This is a genomic window from Halorubrum sp. CBA1125 (assembly GCF_009742825.1).
GTDB lineage: Archaea > Halobacteriota > Halobacteria > Halobacteriales > Haloferacaceae > Halorubrum.
The window spans coordinates 1-15,310 of record NZ_WPCE01000055.1 but is presented as its reverse complement, the minus strand read 5'-3'; the positions used below and the strand labels follow the sequence as shown (position 1 = coordinate 15,310).

Sequence of the window (15,310 nt, the reverse complement as noted above, 5' to 3'; positions counted from 1 at the left end):
CTCTATCGTACCACTAGCACATCTACTGAGAAGGCGATTCATCCTCAACGGTGCTACAAATCAACTACGCCGTGAACTGTTCTATGACGCCCCGAATAGGGGCGCCGACCAGTACGTTTTCCTGGCGATGAACCCGATATCTCTTCGTGTCGGATTCGCACTACGTGTACGTCCTGAAGTGTGCAGACGGGACGTACTACACGGGATACACGACCGACGTGGAACGGCGCGTCGCCGAACACGACGCCGGCGAGGGAGCGAAGTACACCCGCGGTCGGACGCCGGTGACGCTGCGACACGTCGAGTCGTTCGAATCGAAGTCAGCCGCGATGTCACGGGAACACGCGATCAAGTCGCTGACGCGCGCGGAGAAAGAACGGTTGATAGGTGACTGAACAAACGGTTGATAGGTCGCTCGTGACTGAACAGTCGCTCGTCGACAGAGACTGACGTTAACGTCTCCGTTCACTCCTCCGAGGCGTTCATCACTCCTCCGAGATACCCCACGCGTCGGGCATCTCGATGACGTACCGCCCGTCCTCCTGGAGGGAGATGATGTACTCCTGCCGGTCGTACAGTTCCATCAGGTTGAGTTCGTACTTGCCGGGACTCACGATCCGAATGCTCTCGAACTGCTCGTTGAGTTCCTCTCTGAGATCACCGATGTCCGGACGATCTGCGTCGGACGCCTCGGCGTCTGCCGGCTCCCGCGTCGGATCCTCGTCGACATCGCGGCTCGCCTGGTCCAGTTCGTCGGGCGAGACGACGTCGGAACGGGCACTCGCCTGCGCGGCGTCCTCGTCGGTCCGTTCGCTGACGCGCTCCGTTTTCGAAGAGCGAGGATCGGTTCGTTTCGAGTCGGCCGGCTCCGACGCCGAGCGAGGAGCGTCTTCGGCGGCGGTGGGCCCCGTGTCGGAGTCGGGAGCAGTCGCCGTGTCGTTCACTTCGTCCGGCGACTGTCGAGACGTCGGCTGCGGGGAGGACCCTTGGGACGACGACTGGGACGACGACTGTGTCTCAGACTCGGGCGGTTGTGCCTCTGGCTCGGACGGGCTCGGTCCGTCGTCCTCGGAGAATCCCTTGGGCCGGAACTGGAACTTGTTTCCGCCACAGTCCGGGCAGCCGGAGAGCATCTCCTTGGAGCCGTCGGGAAACGTCCGACCGCAGCTGGTACACTGGTGGGGCATCTATTTTCGGGAGACGAGCGTGCTGATGAGGTTCTCGTCTTTGTGAAGCGTCTCGATCCGGTTGGCGGGACCGATGACCGTGAGCTTCTGTGCGGACTTGCGTCCCATCAGCTTGTCGAGGAAGCTCTGATCGCTCGTCTCGGCTTTTGGATACGTCTCGATCTCGATACCCGTGAAGTCGTCCGGGCTGATCTCGGTCATCGTCACCTCGATCAGTTTCGATTCTTCGTCGGGAGAGAGGCCCTCTTCGAGGATGACGATGTTTCCGTCGCGAACGCCGTCGAGGATGAGACGGATCTTCTCCATGCTGGTGAGCCCCTCCATCCGGGCGCCGCTTATCATGTCGATCCGGACACCGTCGTCGGAGCCGTCGTCCGCGGCGTCGCCAGGGGGAGTGTCACCGGGGGGACTGTCGCGGGGCGGGGTGTCGTCGCCGTCGACGTTCGGAGTCGGACCGGGCATTATCCGAAGTACTCCGCGATCTTCGTGTACACTTCGTCCATGTTGTCGCCTTCGAGCGCCGAGAGCGGGATGGTCTCGTGCTGGGGGAACGCGTTGGCGATCTGCTGGACGTCCGCCTCCGGGAGGTCCGTCTTGTTGGCGAGGATGAGCGCCGGGAGGTCCTGTGACTCGATGATACCGATGAGCATCGTGTTCACCTGAGTGAACGGATCGTTCGTCGCGTCAAGCACATATATGACGCCGTCGACGTCCTCGCGGAGCCAGTGCATCGCCTCGGCGACGCCCTCGGTCGCCTCGCGAGACCGACGAACCGCGTCCTCCTTCTCCATGTCGTGGTCGAGGAACTCCTTGTAATCGACCTTCGTGGTCACCCCCGGCGTGTCGACGATATCGATCGTGACCGTACGCCCGTTGCGCTCGATCTCCACGTTCTCCTTCCGACGGGCGCGTCGGGTCTCGTGGGGGATGTGGCTCTCCGGCCCGACGGCGTCACCCGTCCAGTCGCGTGCGATCCGATTTGCGAGGGTCGTCTTCCCGGCGTTCGGCGGTCCGTAGATCCCGATCCGCTTGGGGTCGTCGGCCGCGAACAGCCCGTCTGTGACCCGTGATATGCTGTCTCTGAGATTCGTGAGCAGTCCCATCCTGACCTCCAATCCTGTGTTCTCTCCCGAACGCGGTGTGGGTCCGACGCCATCGGTCCGAGCGCCCGTCGCCCGTTCGGGGAATTACGGTAGCATCCACGCCGCTCTCACTTAAGAACTGCGTCAGACGCAGGCGATCGGCCGCGTCGCCGTCGAATGAGTCTGAAATCAGTATATGAAATCTGAAACCAGCGTACGAAATTACGATGTCGGACCATCGAGATCGGATCCGCGACATCGGACACTGTGTTCCGATCGTCGGAGCACTCTTGTCCGCGAGAACGCTCTTGTCCGTGATCGTCTCAAAGCGCGCTGTGATCGTCTCGAAGTGCGATGTAGATCTCGGATCCGAGGAATAGTGTGGATCTCGGATGTAGTGAGAGGTCCGTTCATCGGCGGTCGGTACCGATTCGATGACCTCCCCCACCCCTTCGTTTCGTGTGGAAACACGCACCGGTGGACGAGCCGGGTGGGGCTGATACCGATCGAGATATAATTCTAATATATCTATATATTAATTTAATCTGGATGCTATACAATAATATAGTGGAGAGGACCGAGGGTACTGTTACCCGGCATACCATATAAAGGTTGTACATCTCTAGACGCCCCTCGAGATCCCACCCACCCACCGATTTCCAGTTCCACACGAAACGAAGGGGTGGGGGGGGTTACAACGGATTACGATAAAACGGGAGACAGTTCGTTTGAACGGGAGTGTCCTGCTACCAAAAACGGTCCCCGATCAACCTCAAGACGACCGTAGACCGGTACTGAGACGACGGGGGAGAAATGAACGGGGAGAAACGAATGGGGGAGACGAATGCGAGGGAAGGAGGACGGGTATTAAAACCAATGTGGGGAAAGGACAATGCGGGGAAGGTGTGTGTGTGTGTAACTTGTTATCATACCGTATGACGTTGTGTTCTATTACCGTCTCGTTATTATCGCTTCGTTCGTCCTAGTATCGTCCCTTTCAACAACGGAGAGTAATACTTTTGTACCACGTATTCGTCTGCTTCGACTGCATCAACTGGACGTCACCCGAGTCGATTATCGTCGAATGTCGTCGTTTCAGGGTGGAACGACGCGAACTTGGACACGACGTCTGCGGTCTCCACCCGAAATCAGGGGGTAAATATGGATGAAGGCGAGGACACACCGCGAACGAACGCACCGGATCAGGTAGACGGAGAGCCCACAGACGCGTCCGACGAGACGCAGACAGAGCGGTCCGTATCTGATTCGCCGGTCGACGACACATCGCCTTCGGGCGATGACGCCGACAGTCTAGACGATCTTTCTGCCGACCAGTCTGCGTCTGTGACCGATCGACGGTCGGACGATCACTCGTCGACTGTCGAAGATCGCGTCTCCGATTCGGTGGCTGACGTTGATCTCGAGCCCGACGTCGATCTCGATGTCGGCAGCGGCGGTCGCGACCGATCCTCGCCGGACGTCGATCTCGACGGGGTCGTGTTCGACGAAGACGACGACAACCAGGGGCTGTTCGACGACCTCCTCTCGGGCGAGCCGATCTTCGAGAACAAGGAGGTCCTCCGTCCGTCCTACACCCCACACGAGCTCCCGCACCGCAACGACCAGATCAACCGGATGGCGACGATCCTCGTCTCTGCGCTGCGCGGGGAGACGCCCTCTAACATCCTCATCTATGGGAAGACTGGAACGGGGAAGACGGCCTCCGCCAAGTTCGTCTCCCAGGAGCTCGAATCGACGTCTCAGAAGTACGACGTCCCCTGCGAGGTCGAGTACATCAACTGCGAGGTGACCGACACGCAGTACCGCGTCCTCGCACAGCTCGCGAACACCTTCATCGAGGAGAACCAACAGGTTATCGCGGACCGACTCGACCGCTACCGCGACCTCCGTGCGGCCGCCGTCGACGACTCGAGCGTCCTCGCCGACACCGAGTTCGCGTCGCTCGGCGACCTCGACGCCCGGATCGATGAGCTGGAGACGGACGCCGAGGAGATGGAGGAGGTTCCGATGACCGGGTGGCCGACCGACCGCGTGTACTCGACGTTCTTCGAGGCCGTCGACTACCACGAGCGCGTGGTCGTGATCATGCTCGACGAGATCGACAAGCTCGTCGAGAAGAGCGGCGACGACACGCTGTACAACCTCTCTCGGATGAACTCCGAGCTCGACCGGTCGCGGATCTCGATCATGGGGATCTCGAACGACCTGAAGTTCACCGACTTCCTCGACCCCCGCGTCAAGTCGAGCCTCGGCGAGGAGGAGATCGTCTTCCCGCCGTACGACGCGAACCAGCTCCGCGACATCCTCCAACACCGCGCGGACATCGCGTTCAAGCCCGACGCGCTCACCGACGACGTGATCCCGCTGTGTGCCGCCTTCGCCGCTCAGGAGCACGGCGACGCCCGCCGCGCGCTCGACCTCCTCCGTACCGCAGGCGAGCTCGCGGAGCGCTCACAGGCCGAGGTCGTCGAGGAGAAACACGTCCGACAGGCCCAGGACAAGATCGAACTCGACCGCGTCGTCGAGGTCGTCCGGACGCTCCCCACCCAGAGCAAGATCGTCCTCTTCGCGGTCATCCTGCTGGAGAAGAACGGCGTTCACAACATCAACACCGGCGAGGTGTTCAACATCTACAAGCGTCTGTGCGAGGAGATCGACGCGGACGTCCTCACTCAGCGGCGCGTCACCGACCTCATCAGCGAACTCGACATGCTCGGGATCGTCAACGCCGTCGTCGTCTCGAAGGGGCGCTACGGCCGCACCAAGGAGATGGGGCTCTCGGTCCCGGTCGAAGAGACCGAGGCGGTCCTCCTCTCGGATTCCCGGCTCGGTGACATCGAGAACGTCCAGCCGTTCGTGCAGGCGCGGTTCGACAACTGACCCGCCTGCAGCCCGCCTGACCCCTCTTTCAGCCCGCGGCCACCGTGGCCCATCCCAGGTTTCGACTGGAGCCATCCGACGAGCCGTCCTCGGAAGTGTCGGCTTCGTATCTTCCCCAACTGTCGAATTTGCCGCTCTCGCCGCTGTCAGCCCCACCGACGTCGACGTCGTCTCCGCCGGGAATCGGAGCTCCACCGGAAACGAGGGGGATCGACTCCACGCCCGAACGGTCGGATTCGACGTCTGCGACGTCAACGGTCGCGATGCTCGGAATCGTGGCCGTCGCGAACACGTCGCTTGGTTCCGCCTGTCCGGTCGCGATCAGTCGGACGTAGCCGAGATACGGTATGCGGACCCGGGCGACGCCCGTCACCCACTCGGCTTTCACCGGCGCGGCGAGCCCGTTCGCCTGGTCGTACTCGCCGTTGTTGTCTCCCAGCGTGATGAACCCGTCGTGGGGAGCCGGACAGTACCGGAGGTCGACGCAGTTCTCGGCGTCGTGGTACCGCTCGTCGGCTCGGTCGTACCAGTTCTCGTCTTCCTCGACGTGAAACATCGCCCGGTGGATGATCGGCGCGGCGGTCCGACCAGGTGGCCGGTAGATCACCACGGATCCGTACGACCCGAACGTGCGGTAGTCCGTCTCCTCGCCGACCGCGTAGGTCACGACCCCGATCCCGTTGTCCGCGGCGTCGGGCGCCAGCCGTCCCGGTTCAGTGACGAAGACGAGGTCGCCCACCTGCATGTTCGGCTCCATGCTCCCCGATTCGACCGCGACCATCGGCGGCCACACGCCGCTCACGCCGAACAGGACCAGCCCCAACACCAACACGACAGTGACGCTGGAGAGCATCTCTCGGATCCACATCAGTGCCCCCGTCTCGTCGTGACGGAACCGATACAGGAAGCTCTCGGCAGGGTTGCTGCCGTCCTCGCGCTCGGCGCGATTCGCTACGTTGCGGTTCGTATCACCGTGCTGCTCTCGTTCGAGGTGGTTGTCTCGTTCGAGGTAGTCGTCTGCGCGGTCGTCGTCGCCACCGCCGTCGTCGAACCGCGTCGCTTCCTCGGCGGGGGCGTCGTCGCCGCCCGACCGGTCCCCTTCATCCATCACTCCCGGCTTAACGGGTTTCGGCCATAAGCTTCCGGGTCTGACTCGACCGTTCTGGGTCCGAGTCGACCGCTCCGGGCTCCGGAATCTTACTCCGGGCTCCGGAATCGTTTTGAGGGGGACACCCGTTTCGGTGGTCGTGCCGTTGGAGTCGAACGCCCGGATCGTCGAAGAGCTGGCCAGCCGCGGGTACAACGCAGAGCGCGAGGCGGTCACCCTGCTGGCGAGCGCGCCCGACCCCGCAACAGTCCTCGAATCCGCCGTCGAGCAGGCCCCCGACGACGCCCTGCGGATCACCGCGGACCACGTCCGCGACGTCCTCGACTCCGGCCGGGATACCGACCGCAGCGCGGACGAGCCACGCCCGTCCGAGACCGACTCCGCCACCCGGAACGCCTCCACTCGAAACGATGGATCTTCTGAAACCGACTCAGAACTGAGCGGAAACCAAGAAGACGGATCTCCAGTCGAAACAGAGGGGTTGGGCACGGGATCGGTCGTGAGCAAGACGGCCGAGTCGGGCGCCGATACCCCGGCCAAGTCGGAGGCGACGCCGGAGACGAATGGAACACCGAAGACGACGAATGGAACGCCGGAGGCGGGATCGCCCCCCGCGCAGGAGGCGGATCGGACTCCCAATTCCGACCGCCGCGAGCTGGAGATCGGCAACGACATGACCGGCCGCAGCACGGGAACCGGCGAGTACCGGGACTTCGTCCAGACCTTCCGCGACCGGTACGAGCGGCTCTCGAAGCTGCTCCGCGGCCGCGTCAACCACCGTCCGGCCGAGGCGATCGCGGAGATGCCCGGCGGGAGCGACGCGGCGATGATCGGGCTCGTCAACGACGTCAGGTCGACCAAGTCGGGTCACTGGCTCGTCGAACTGGAAGACACCACCGGCACCTTCCCCGCGCTGATCATGAAAGACAAGGGGCTCGCTGACGTGGTCGACGAGCTCCTGATGGACGAGTGTCTCGCCGTCGAGGGGACGCTCGCCGACGACGCCGGAATCCTGTTCGCCGATTCGCTGCACTTCCCGGACGTCCCTCGCACCCACCGGACCGGCGGGGCGGACCGACACGTTCAGGCGGCGCTCGTCTCCGACATTCACGTCGGCAGCGACGAGTTCGTCGCCGACGCGTGGGCGCGATTCGCCGACTGGCTCCACACGCCGGAAGCGGAGCCGGTCGAGTACCTGCTGCTCGCGGGTGACATGGTCGAAGGCGTCGGGGTCTACCCGAACCAAGACGAGGAGCTGGAGATCGTCGACATCTACGAGCAGTACGAGGTGTTCGCGGAGCACCTCAAGGCGGTCCCGGGCGACCTCCAGATCGTGATGATCCCCGGCAACCACGACGCGGTCCGGCTCGCGGAACCGCAGCCCGGGTTCAACGACGAGATCCGGGATATCCTGGACGTCCACGACGCGCGGATCGTCTCGAATCCGGCGACCGTCAGCGTCGAGGGCGTCGAGGTGCTGATGTACCACGGCGTCTCGCTCGACGAGGTGATCGCCGAGTTGCCCGAGGAGAAGGCCAGCTACGACGACCCGCACAAGGCGATGTACCAGCTCCTCAAGAAGCGCCACGTCGCCCCGCAGTTCGGCGGTCACACCCGGGTCGCCCCCGAAGAGCGCGACTACCTCGTCATCGAGGACGTGCCGGACGTGTTCCACACCGGTCACGTCCACAAGCTCGGCTGGGGGAAGTACCACAACGTGCTCGCGGTCAACTCCGGCTGCTGGCAGGCGCAGACCGACTTCCAGCGGTCGGTCAACATCGATCCCGACGTCGGCTACGCGCCCATCCTCGACCTCGACACCCTCGAGATGACCGTCCGGAAGTTCGCGTGACTGACGGCCAGTCACCTTATCGGGGATACCGAGGCCATCCCCGTCGTGACTCGACTGTCGCCCGCGGCGAACACGGCGGGAGCGCGACGCACCGCCGCGGGGTTCGGGGACGCCCGATCTGCATGCCTACCCGGCCGCGTCGCCTGTTCGCCATCTGTCGCTACCGCTCGATCCGGACCCGCCCGCTCGTGGCGCTGTTGAGCCGTTCGACCAGCGGCTCGGTCTCGTCGATCGGTACGCGGAGGTCGAACCGCACCCGCTCGCCGTACTCGGCGTCGAACTCGACGCCCGTAGACTCGATCACCCCGCGGACGGTCCCGGAGTCGTCGTACTCGGTCTCGACGGTCAGCCGCCGGTGTGGTTCCTCGGTGACGACGCCGGCCGCGTCGACGGCGTCTTTCACGGCGCGCGAGTAAGCGCGTGCGAGCCCGCCGACACCGAGGTTAGTTCCGCCGTAGTAGCGGGTCACAACGGCAGCGACGTTGCGGACCTCGCGCTGCTGGAGGACGTTCAGCGCCGGCTTTCCGGCGGAACCGGACGGCTCCCCGTCGTCGGAGGAGTACTCGCGGAGCATGACGTCTCCGTCGGGCGTCTGCTCGGAGGCCGGGCCGGCCGGGACGCGGTAGGCCGGCACGTTGTGGGTCGCGTCGTCGTACTCGTCCGCGACGCGCGCGACGAACCGCTCTGCCTCGTCGACGGTGTCGACCGGCGCGACGTGACCGAGGAACTCCGAGCCGCGTTCCTCGAAGCGAATCGTTGCTCGTCCGTCGACCGTCCGGTACGCGTCGCTCACGGTTCACCCCCGTCGTCGTTCCGCGCGTTACCGGTCCGTCCTGCTCGGTCGTCCCGTCCTTCGTCGTCTCCGTCCGGATCGGTCCGATGCCGTTCGAGGACCACGCTCGTCGGCGGCGCGAGGCGATAGAGCGCGAGGAACGCGACGACGCCGACCGTCTCGCCGACCACCGCGACGATCGCGAGCGGGTCCGCCGCGAGCGCCTCACCGGTGCCGCCGCCGTGCCACGCGAGGTACCCGCCGAGGAACGCACCGAGCGTTCCGGCGCCGAGTGCGTACAGTCGCCGGTACTCGCCTGCTCGAAGCGTCGCGACCGCGATCCCGACGGCGAGTGCGGCGGCGAGCACGAAGAGGTACGGCCGCGCGTCGGGCGGGTCGAGCAGCCGCGGCCACGCCCAAAGCAGGTGGACTGCGGCGCTGATCGCCGCCGCTTGCGCGGCGATGGCGCGAAGCAGGCGCTTTCGCGGGGCGTCGCGACCGTCGGGGACGCCATCGTCCTCGCGGTCCTCGATGCTCTCGGACCGCCCGGTACGGTCCGTTGACTCGGTTCGGCTCACCGACTCACTCCCACGGGTGTCGTTCCGGCGCGTCCGGCCACAGCGGGTACCAGTACGACTCGTCGGATTCGATCTCGAGTTCGCCGTCCAGGACCGACTGGAGCTTGAATTCGACGCGTTGGTTCCGGTCGTCCGTGCCCGACGGTGCGAACGGATAGTACGCGCCGCGGCGGAACGAGTATATCCAGTAGGCGGGGCCGTCGTCGCCCTCGAAGCCGAATACCGCGGCGAGGAGTCGTGAGCCGAATCCCTCCTCGACGAACTGGTCGGCCGCGAAGTGGACGCTGGTCACGAGGTCCTCGGGGTCGTCGTCTTCGAGGACGAACCACTGGTAGCCGTGGTCGTCCTCGTGTCGGTGGAAGCCGGTCCCCGTGTCGACCTCGCCGGCTTCCAGGATCGCCTCCACGTTCTCTACCGCCTCGTCGAACCGCGTGCTGTCGACCCCGGAGAAACACAACGCGGCCTCACCGCAGTGGTCGTAGCCCAAGTCCGCCTCCATCGTCATGTACGCGGTCGACATCCCGAAGAGGTCCTCGGGGTCGGCCTCGCGGGTCGCGTCCGTCTCGGCGCTCGTGCCGAGCACGGCGCGGATCGTGTCGAAGATACCCATCTATCGCTGGGACCTACGCGACGCGGGGATTAGGGCGTTTCCGTCGTCGCCCGTGAGTGACCCGTCGCTCACTCTTCGTCGATCCGATCGAGGTACGTCAACACACCGCGTGTATTCAGGCTCGTGTTCGCCCTGGCGCGCTCCGGATTCCAGAACTCGATGTCCCTGCTCGCCTTCTCGAAGTGTTCGACGACGGCATCGTCGTCGTCGAGTTCTGCTCGCTTCGATCGAATGGATTCGACCCACTCGACGTACGTCCGTTTCGCCTCGCCGATCACCGCCGGCTCGTACGCTCGCGGGCCGAAGTGGCCGAAACAGAGCACGTCGGGGTCGAGGTCCTCGACGAGCCGGAGATCTTCGAGGCACTGGTCGAGGTCGAACTGCGGCGGCGGCGTCGTCGGCTCGATCCCGTCGACGGCTGGCACGTAGATCCCGCACGCGTCGGCCGTGAAGACGACGTTCGCGTCGGGATCGTAGTACACCGCGTGGTGGGGCGCGTGTCCCGGGGCCTCGTACACGACGAGTTCGCGGTCACCGAGGTCGATCCGGTCGCCGCCCTCGACGCCGGCGATCCGGTCTTCCGGTACCGGACGCGGGTCGGCGTAGTACTCCCACTGATCCCTCACGGCGGACTTCGTTCCCGCGACCAGCGCCTCGGGGTCGACGAGATGTCTGACTCCCCGTTCGGGCACGCGGACCTCGGCGTTCGGGAACCGATCGGCGAGGTACCCCGCACCGCCCGCGTGGTCGAGGTGCGCGTGGGTCGGCAGGATCCACGCCAGCTCCTCGCGCCCGATCCCGATCTCCGCGATCGTCTCGAACAGGGTCTCTCGGTTCGCGCCGGTCCCGGTGTCGATCACGATCGGATGCTCGGCGTCGTACACGTACACCGACCCGTACTCGTCCGTGTCGAACATCCCGGTGTCGTGGACGTACAGGTCGTCGACGCCGCGAACCGGCTCGAACTCGCCAGCGTGCATACCGCTACCACCGCCGCGGGCCGCCTTCTATTGATCGGTCGACCGCGAGCGGCGCCGTGGCGGGGGCTTATGGTCGCGCCGCCCGAGCGATCGGTATGCGCGTGCTCGTCACCGGGGCCACGGGCTTCGTCGGGCGCCGGCTGGTCCCGGCGCTCGTCGCCCGGGGCCACGAGGTGGTCGCGCTGGTCCGCGACGCCGACGGCTACGCCGCCCCTCCGGACGTTCGCGTCGTCGAGGGTGATCTCCTCGAACCGGGGACGCTCCCGCCGGCGTTCGCGGTCGACGGCGATGGCGTCGACGCCGCCTACTACCTCGTCCACTCGTTGGACGGCGGCCCCGGCTACGCCGAGCGCGATCGGAACTGCGCCCGGAATTTCGTCAACGCGGCGTCGGACGCGGGCGTCGACCGGGTGATCTACCTCGGCGGCCTCGGCGAGGACCGCGAGGACCTCTCGGAGCACCTCCGCTCGCGCCGGGAGGTCGAGCGGATCCTCGCGACCGGCACCCCCGCGCTCACGACGCTTCGAGCGGCGATCGTCGTCGGGAGCGGCAGCGCCAGCTTCGAGGTGATATTCGGGCTCGCGCGCCGTCTCCCGGTGATGATCACCCCGAAGTGGGTCGACACGCTGTGTCAACCGATCGCGGTCGACGACGTGATCGCGTACCTCGTCGGTGTCCTCGACGCCCCGGAGACGGCGGACGACACCTTCGAGATCGGCGGCCCGGACGTGTTGACGTACGCCGAGATTCTCCGCCGGACGCGCCGTCAACTCGGCCACCGCCTCCGGATCCTCCGATTGCCGGTGTTGAGCCCGTCGCTGTCCGCGAAGTGGCTGCGGTTGGTGACGGACGTCGACCCGTACCTTGCGCGATCGCTCGTCGAAGGACTCCGGAACACCGTGATCGTCGAAGACGATCGCCTCCGCGAGATCGTTCCCGTGGAGCGCACGCCGTTCGACCTCGCGGTCGCGCGGGCGATCACGGCTCGGCGCGCCGGTGACGACGCCGCGATCGACGGTGCGATTCCTGGGGTGTCACGGCCGTGACCCGCCGGTACGGCGAGACGTGGGTGTACGAGAGCCTCGTGGGGGGAATCCCGGGGCTCTCCGTCCCCTGGCCGCTCGCCGTCGCGATCCAGTTCGTCCTCTTCGAGACCGGTGTGCTCCTCCTCGGCTGGTACTACGGGCTCTGGAACGCGGTGGCCGCGGGCACCGTCGCCGTCGCCGTCGCGGCGGTCGGGAGCGTCGAGATGCACCGGCTCGGCACGCTCAACCGCCGGCTCTCCACGCCGCCGGCGCACAAGCGGCTCCTCTTCGGATCGAGCATCGAGATCCTCTTGGGTCTCCTCGCGTTCGTCGCGCTGGTGACGTACCTGATCGCCTGGGACGGAACGCTCCTGACGCGGCTCTTCGGCGCCGATCCGCCCGTCCCCGTCGTCTATCTCACGCTGTTGATCCTCTGGGACCTGACGTACCGGATCGGCACCTCGTGGTGGAGCGCGGTCGTCGCGCTGTGGCGGGCCGTTTACGTCGACGTCTCGTCCGCCGAGGTCGGTAGAATCAGGCGGCTCGACGCCGAGAACGTCGGCTTCTCCGCGGTCCAGCTCGCGCTCGTTCCGTTCCTCCGAGGAGACCCGATCCTGCTGGGAGCGGTCGTCGGGCACGTCCTCGCGGTCGGGATCGTCTCTGCGGCCGCGATACTTCTCTCCCGGCCGTCGTGAGTCCGCAGAAGGGCCGCGGCGCCGGATACCGGCTCACTCGGTTTGAAGCTCCTGGAACTTGTCGAGGAGTGCCTCCGCGGAGTCACCGGAGTCGTACGTGAGCGATCCGGTGTACTCCGGCCGCTCTGCGTCGAAATCCGCGTCGACTGCGCTGGCCATCTTCTCACGACGCTCGTGCTCGTCTTCGTCATAGGCACCCATTGACATGGTACACTATCGCTTAGCAACTGTCGAACATATATGTGTCGGTAACGTATAAATTATCCAAACCGACTGCAGTCGGTCGATTCGTCGGTGTCGTCCGTGGAAGATTGCCGGTGCCGATCGTGGACGGCTGCCGGTCGGTCTCGACAGTCATCGGAACCGATTACTTCCGGGGCGTGATAGCACGGTCGTGGCACATCCGCTCCGGTTCAGGCGCTCGCCCGGACACTGGGACGCCGATCGCGTCCGAGACCAGCTCGAGCGGCCGCTAAACGACAACCTCGGAGCGACTGCGGGTCGTCCGTGGTTCTCGCCGCCGTCCGGCTACGAGGCGCGGCGGTTCGACATGGACGACGGGTCGTTCGCGCTGTTCTGCTGGACCGACGACGACTCGGATCCGCCCGCGGATGCCGGCCCCGGACCGGCGGGGTACTGGCTCGGCAACACGGAGACGCCGAGCCCTCTCTGGCAGACGGACAAGTACGGCTTCGACGAGGTGGCCTACCCGGTGTCGCGCTGGGCCCAGCGCGAGCTGCTCGCGATGCTCCACGACGCGGAGCCGTGGCTCGCGGCGTATCCGCACGTCTCGTGGTTCTTCCTCCCGGTGTTCTGTTCGAAGGACGGCGCGATGACGACGCGGGCGTTCTTCCGCGATCACGCGGCCGGCTTCCCCGACGCGAGCCGAGAGGAAGGGACGGGCTTCGTCGAGGAGACGCTCCGTCCGGGGACGCTCGACGAGTACCGCGCGACGATGGCCGGGAAGCTCGGAACCTCGGCGTCGCTCGACCTGGTGCGAATGAGCGCGACGATCGCGGAGTTCATCGTGGCGCGGATCCTCGCCGACGCCGGCTACCACGTGACTCCCGAGATCGAGGTGACGACCGGCCACTCGCTCGATTACCGCGCGACGGACCCCGACACCGGCGAGGCCTGGCTGGTCGAGGTGACCCGTCCGCAGCCGGCGTCGGGACGGTCGGCGAGCGACCCGGTCGCGGCCGTTCGCGACACCGCGGAGACGAAGACGAACGGGCAGCTGGAGGCCCACGGCGGCGGCGTGACGCTCCTCGTCGACTGCACCTCGTTCCCCGCTGCCGACTGGGCCGCGGTCCGCGAGGCCGAACCGGACGTCCGTCACAAGCCGGCGGTGGTGCTCCGCGCGCGTCCGGACGGGCACGTCGAGGGGTATCGAAAGGGATCGGTGCCGCTCGACCTGTCCGCCGCGATCGACTGGACCTCGTAGGCGCGCCGGTCCCCGATCGGGACGGATCCGCCGCTCGCGCGTCCGGTGCTCGGAAAAAGCGAAACGGTGAACCGTCGGCTCGGTCGCGACCTCAAAACGAGACCGGCGACGGTCCGTCCTCGGCGTCGGTCGTCGGGTCACGGTCCGAGTAGAACCGCCGACCGACTCCGCGGTGACAGACGCCGGCCCGGAGCGTGGTGAACACGGCTTCCGCGTCGTCGAACGTCTGGTCACCGAACCGCTCCAGCACGTCCCCGAGACGCTCGGAGCCGTCGGCGAGATCTACGGTCGCGTTCCCGTGTGCCGCGATCAGTTCCTCCGAGGTTGCCGGGAATTGGTGCCGTTCGAGTCGGTCGTCGACGCCGTTCAAGCGCATCACCCGGTCCACATCGCTCCAGATTCTTAATGATTGTCCATGTACAACCTTAGTCGAGCAGTACTCCTAATATGTCCTTAGTCGCCTGATCGGGGACCTCTATTCGTCGCAGGGGTTCGAACCGACGCGGGGCCGTCGAACCGTCGCCGCTTAGTGTCTCGTCGCCGAGGGGCGCGTATGAGCCCGGACTCGATCGGCGGTACCGACCCCCCCGTCGCGGACCCCATCGTCGCGGACCTCCACGCGCACACGACGGCCTCCGACGGGAGCATGACGGTCGTCGAACTCTCCGCGGTCGCCCGCGAGGCGGGTCTCGACTGGGTCGCGGTCACCGACCACGACCGCGTTCACCCCGACCTCGACGCCCCCGTCGTCGAGCGCGACGGCGTCCGGCTGGTCCGCGGAATCGAACTGCGGGTCGACGCCGGCTTCGAGCGGCTGGACCTGCTCGGCTACGCGGTCGAGCACACCGAGGCGCTCGACGCCGAGATCGAGCGGCTCCAGCGCGACCGCCGCGAGCGCGGCGCCGCGATCGTCGAGGCCGTCGAGGACCGGTTGGACGTGGACCTCGACGTCGAACCGGCCCCGGGGCTCGGTCGTCCACACATTGCGCGCGCTATCGACCGCTCGTCGGCGCCGTACGACTACGCGGCCGCCTTCGACGAGCTGATCGGCGCCGACGGCCCCTGTTACGTCCCCC

At 66.0% G+C, this 15,310-nt stretch carries 17 protein-coding genes; 7 read left to right on the top strand and 10 right to left on the bottom strand.

Features of this window, described 5'->3' with window-relative positions; genetic code table 11:
• Positions 1–146: 146 nt before the first annotated feature.
• Positions 147–395 (top strand): GIY-YIG nuclease family protein, encoded by a 249-nt coding sequence (locus GJ633_RS07235; protein ID WP_321168954.1) that lies wholly within the window; start codon positions 147–149, stop codon positions 393–395.
• A gap of 90 nt (positions 396–485) precedes the next feature.
• On the opposite strand, the gene GJ633_RS07230 is transcribed toward GJ633_RS07235, so the two are convergent.
• The 3 genes from GJ633_RS07230 to GJ633_RS07220 are packed head-to-tail and all read right to left on the bottom strand — an operon-like array spanning position 486 to position 2,290.
• The gene (locus GJ633_RS07230; RefSeq protein WP_156588275.1) at positions 486–1,187 is read right to left on the bottom strand and encodes a Zn-ribbon domain-containing protein; all 702 of its coding nucleotides are present in this window, start codon (positions 1,185–1,187) and stop codon (positions 486–488) included.
• Positions 1,188–1,649 (bottom strand): DUF2073 domain-containing protein, encoded by a 462-nt coding sequence (locus tag GJ633_RS07225; RefSeq protein ID WP_156588274.1) that lies wholly within the window; start codon positions 1,647–1,649, stop codon positions 1,188–1,190.
• Complete coding sequence (locus tag GJ633_RS07220) at positions 1,649–2,290, bottom strand: Era-like GTP-binding protein (RefSeq protein WP_156588273.1); 642 nt, start codon at positions 2,288–2,290, stop codon at positions 1,649–1,651. The genes GJ633_RS07225 and GJ633_RS07220 overlap by 1 nt, the downstream gene beginning before the upstream one ends.
• A 1,140-nt stretch (positions 2,291–3,430) precedes the next feature.
• Between GJ633_RS07220 and GJ633_RS07215 the strand changes: the two genes are divergently transcribed.
• Complete coding sequence (locus GJ633_RS07215) at positions 3,431–5,170, top strand: Cdc6/Cdc18 family protein (protein WP_156588272.1); 1,740 nt, start codon at positions 3,431–3,433, stop codon at positions 5,168–5,170.
• A gap of 28 nt (positions 5,171–5,198) precedes the next feature.
• On the opposite strand, the gene GJ633_RS07210 is transcribed toward GJ633_RS07215, so the two are convergent.
• Positions 5,199–6,278 (bottom strand): S26 family signal peptidase, encoded by a 1,080-nt coding sequence (locus GJ633_RS07210; protein WP_231741272.1) that lies wholly within the window; start codon positions 6,276–6,278, stop codon positions 5,199–5,201.
• 139 nt (positions 6,279–6,417) lie between these two features.
• Here GJ633_RS07210 and GJ633_RS07205 point away from each other — a divergent pair, with 139 nt between their 5' ends.
• Positions 6,418–8,130: a DNA-directed DNA polymerase II small subunit gene (locus GJ633_RS07205; RefSeq protein ID WP_321168953.1), complete on the top strand. Its 1,713-nt coding sequence runs from the start codon at positions 6,418–6,420 to the stop codon at positions 8,128–8,130.
• Between the two features lie 160 nt (positions 8,131–8,290).
• Here the strand turns inward: GJ633_RS07205 and GJ633_RS07200 are convergent, their stop codons facing one another.
• From GJ633_RS07200 to GJ633_RS07185, 4 genes are all read right to left on the bottom strand, one after another.
• A complete protein-coding gene (locus tag GJ633_RS07200) occupies positions 8,291–8,923 on the bottom strand; it encodes a YigZ family protein (protein WP_321168952.1) in 633 nt (210 codons plus the stop codon).
• Positions 8,920–9,435, bottom strand: coding sequence for a hypothetical protein (locus GJ633_RS07195; RefSeq protein ID WP_321168955.1), 516 nt, complete (start codon positions 9,433–9,435; stop codon positions 8,920–8,922). The genes GJ633_RS07200 and GJ633_RS07195 overlap by 4 nt, the downstream gene beginning before the upstream one ends.
• 49 nt (positions 9,436–9,484) lie before the next feature.
• On the bottom strand, positions 9,485–10,090 hold the full coding sequence (locus GJ633_RS07190) for a hypothetical protein (RefSeq protein WP_156588270.1): 606 nt from the start codon (positions 10,088–10,090) through the stop codon (positions 9,485–9,487).
• 68 nt (positions 10,091–10,158) lie between these two features.
• Positions 10,159–11,070, bottom strand: coding sequence for an MBL fold metallo-hydrolase (locus tag GJ633_RS07185; RefSeq protein ID WP_156588269.1), 912 nt, complete (start codon positions 11,068–11,070; stop codon positions 10,159–10,161).
• 95 nt (positions 11,071–11,165) lie between these two features.
• Here GJ633_RS07185 and GJ633_RS07180 point away from each other — a divergent pair, with 95 nt between their 5' ends.
• Together GJ633_RS07180 and GJ633_RS07175 are read left to right on the top strand one after the other, a co-directional pair.
• Positions 11,166–12,116 carry an NAD(P)H-binding protein gene (locus tag GJ633_RS07180; RefSeq protein ID WP_156588268.1) on the top strand — a complete coding sequence of 317 codons (951 nt, stop codon included), beginning with the start codon at positions 11,166–11,168 and terminating at the stop codon, positions 12,114–12,116.
• Complete coding sequence (locus GJ633_RS07175) at positions 12,113–12,790, top strand: hypothetical protein (RefSeq protein ID WP_321168951.1); 678 nt, start codon at positions 12,113–12,115, stop codon at positions 12,788–12,790. Before GJ633_RS07180 ends, GJ633_RS07175 begins: the two co-directional genes overlap by 4 nt.
• A gap of 33 nt (positions 12,791–12,823) precedes the next feature.
• Here GJ633_RS07175 and GJ633_RS07170 read toward each other — a convergent pair whose 3' ends face one another.
• Positions 12,824–12,991, bottom strand: a complete 168-nt coding sequence (locus tag GJ633_RS07170; RefSeq protein WP_231741273.1) for a DUF5786 family protein — start codon at positions 12,989–12,991, stop codon at positions 12,824–12,826.
• Between the two features lie 193 nt (positions 12,992–13,184).
• On the opposite strand from GJ633_RS07170, the gene GJ633_RS07165 reads away from it, so the two are divergent.
• Entirely contained in the window at positions 13,185–14,234 is a 1,050-nt protein-coding gene (locus tag GJ633_RS07165) for a DUF5784 family protein (protein WP_321168950.1), read from the top strand.
• A 91-nt stretch (positions 14,235–14,325) separates the two neighbouring features.
• Here the strand turns inward: GJ633_RS07165 and GJ633_RS07160 are convergent, their stop codons facing one another.
• Positions 14,326–14,610 carry a DUF2795 domain-containing protein gene (locus GJ633_RS07160; protein WP_156588265.1) on the bottom strand — a complete coding sequence of 95 codons (285 nt, stop codon included), beginning with the start codon at positions 14,608–14,610 and terminating at the stop codon, positions 14,326–14,328.
• Between the two features lie 177 nt (positions 14,611–14,787).
• Here GJ633_RS07160 and GJ633_RS07155 point away from each other — a divergent pair.
• The coding region (locus tag GJ633_RS07155; protein WP_197431278.1) for a PHP domain-containing protein at positions 14,788–15,310 on the top strand (523 nt) is incomplete at its 3' end.

What these genes read in the sequence shown, in the direction of transcription:
- GJ633_RS07230 (WP_156588275.1), bottom strand. Translation starts at nt 1,187, where the DNA reads ATGCCCCACCAGTGTACCAGCTGCGGTCGGACGTTTCCCGACGGCTCC.
- GJ633_RS07215 (WP_156588272.1), top strand. Translation starts at nt 3,431, where the DNA reads ATGGATGAAGGCGAGGACACACCGCGAACGAACGCACCGGATCAGGTA.
- GJ633_RS07170 (WP_231741273.1), bottom strand. Translation starts at nt 12,991, where the DNA reads ATGGGTGCCTATGACGAAGACGAGCACGAGCGTCGTGAGAAGATGGCC.
- GJ633_RS07190 (WP_156588270.1), bottom strand. Translation starts at nt 10,090, where the DNA reads ATGGGTATCTTCGACACGATCCGCGCCGTGCTCGGCACGAGCGCCGAG.
- GJ633_RS07210 (WP_231741272.1), bottom strand. Translation starts at nt 6,278, where the DNA reads ATGGATGAAGGGGACCGGTCGGGCGGCGACGACGCCCCCGCCGAGGAA.
- GJ633_RS07220 (WP_156588273.1), bottom strand. Translation starts at nt 2,290, where the DNA reads ATGGGACTGCTCACGAATCTCAGAGACAGCATATCACGGGTCACAGAC.
- GJ633_RS07185 (WP_156588269.1), bottom strand. Translation starts at nt 11,070, where the DNA reads ATGCACGCTGGCGAGTTCGAGCCGGTTCGCGGCGTCGACGACCTGTAC.
- GJ633_RS07180 (WP_156588268.1), top strand. Translation starts at nt 11,166, where the DNA reads ATGCGCGTGCTCGTCACCGGGGCCACGGGCTTCGTCGGGCGCCGGCTG.
- GJ633_RS07160 (WP_156588265.1), bottom strand. Translation starts at nt 14,610, where the DNA reads ATGCGCTTGAACGGCGTCGACGACCGACTCGAACGGCACCAATTCCCG.
- GJ633_RS07225 (WP_156588274.1), bottom strand. Translation starts at nt 1,649, where the DNA reads ATGCCCGGTCCGACTCCGAACGTCGACGGCGACGACACCCCGCCCCGC.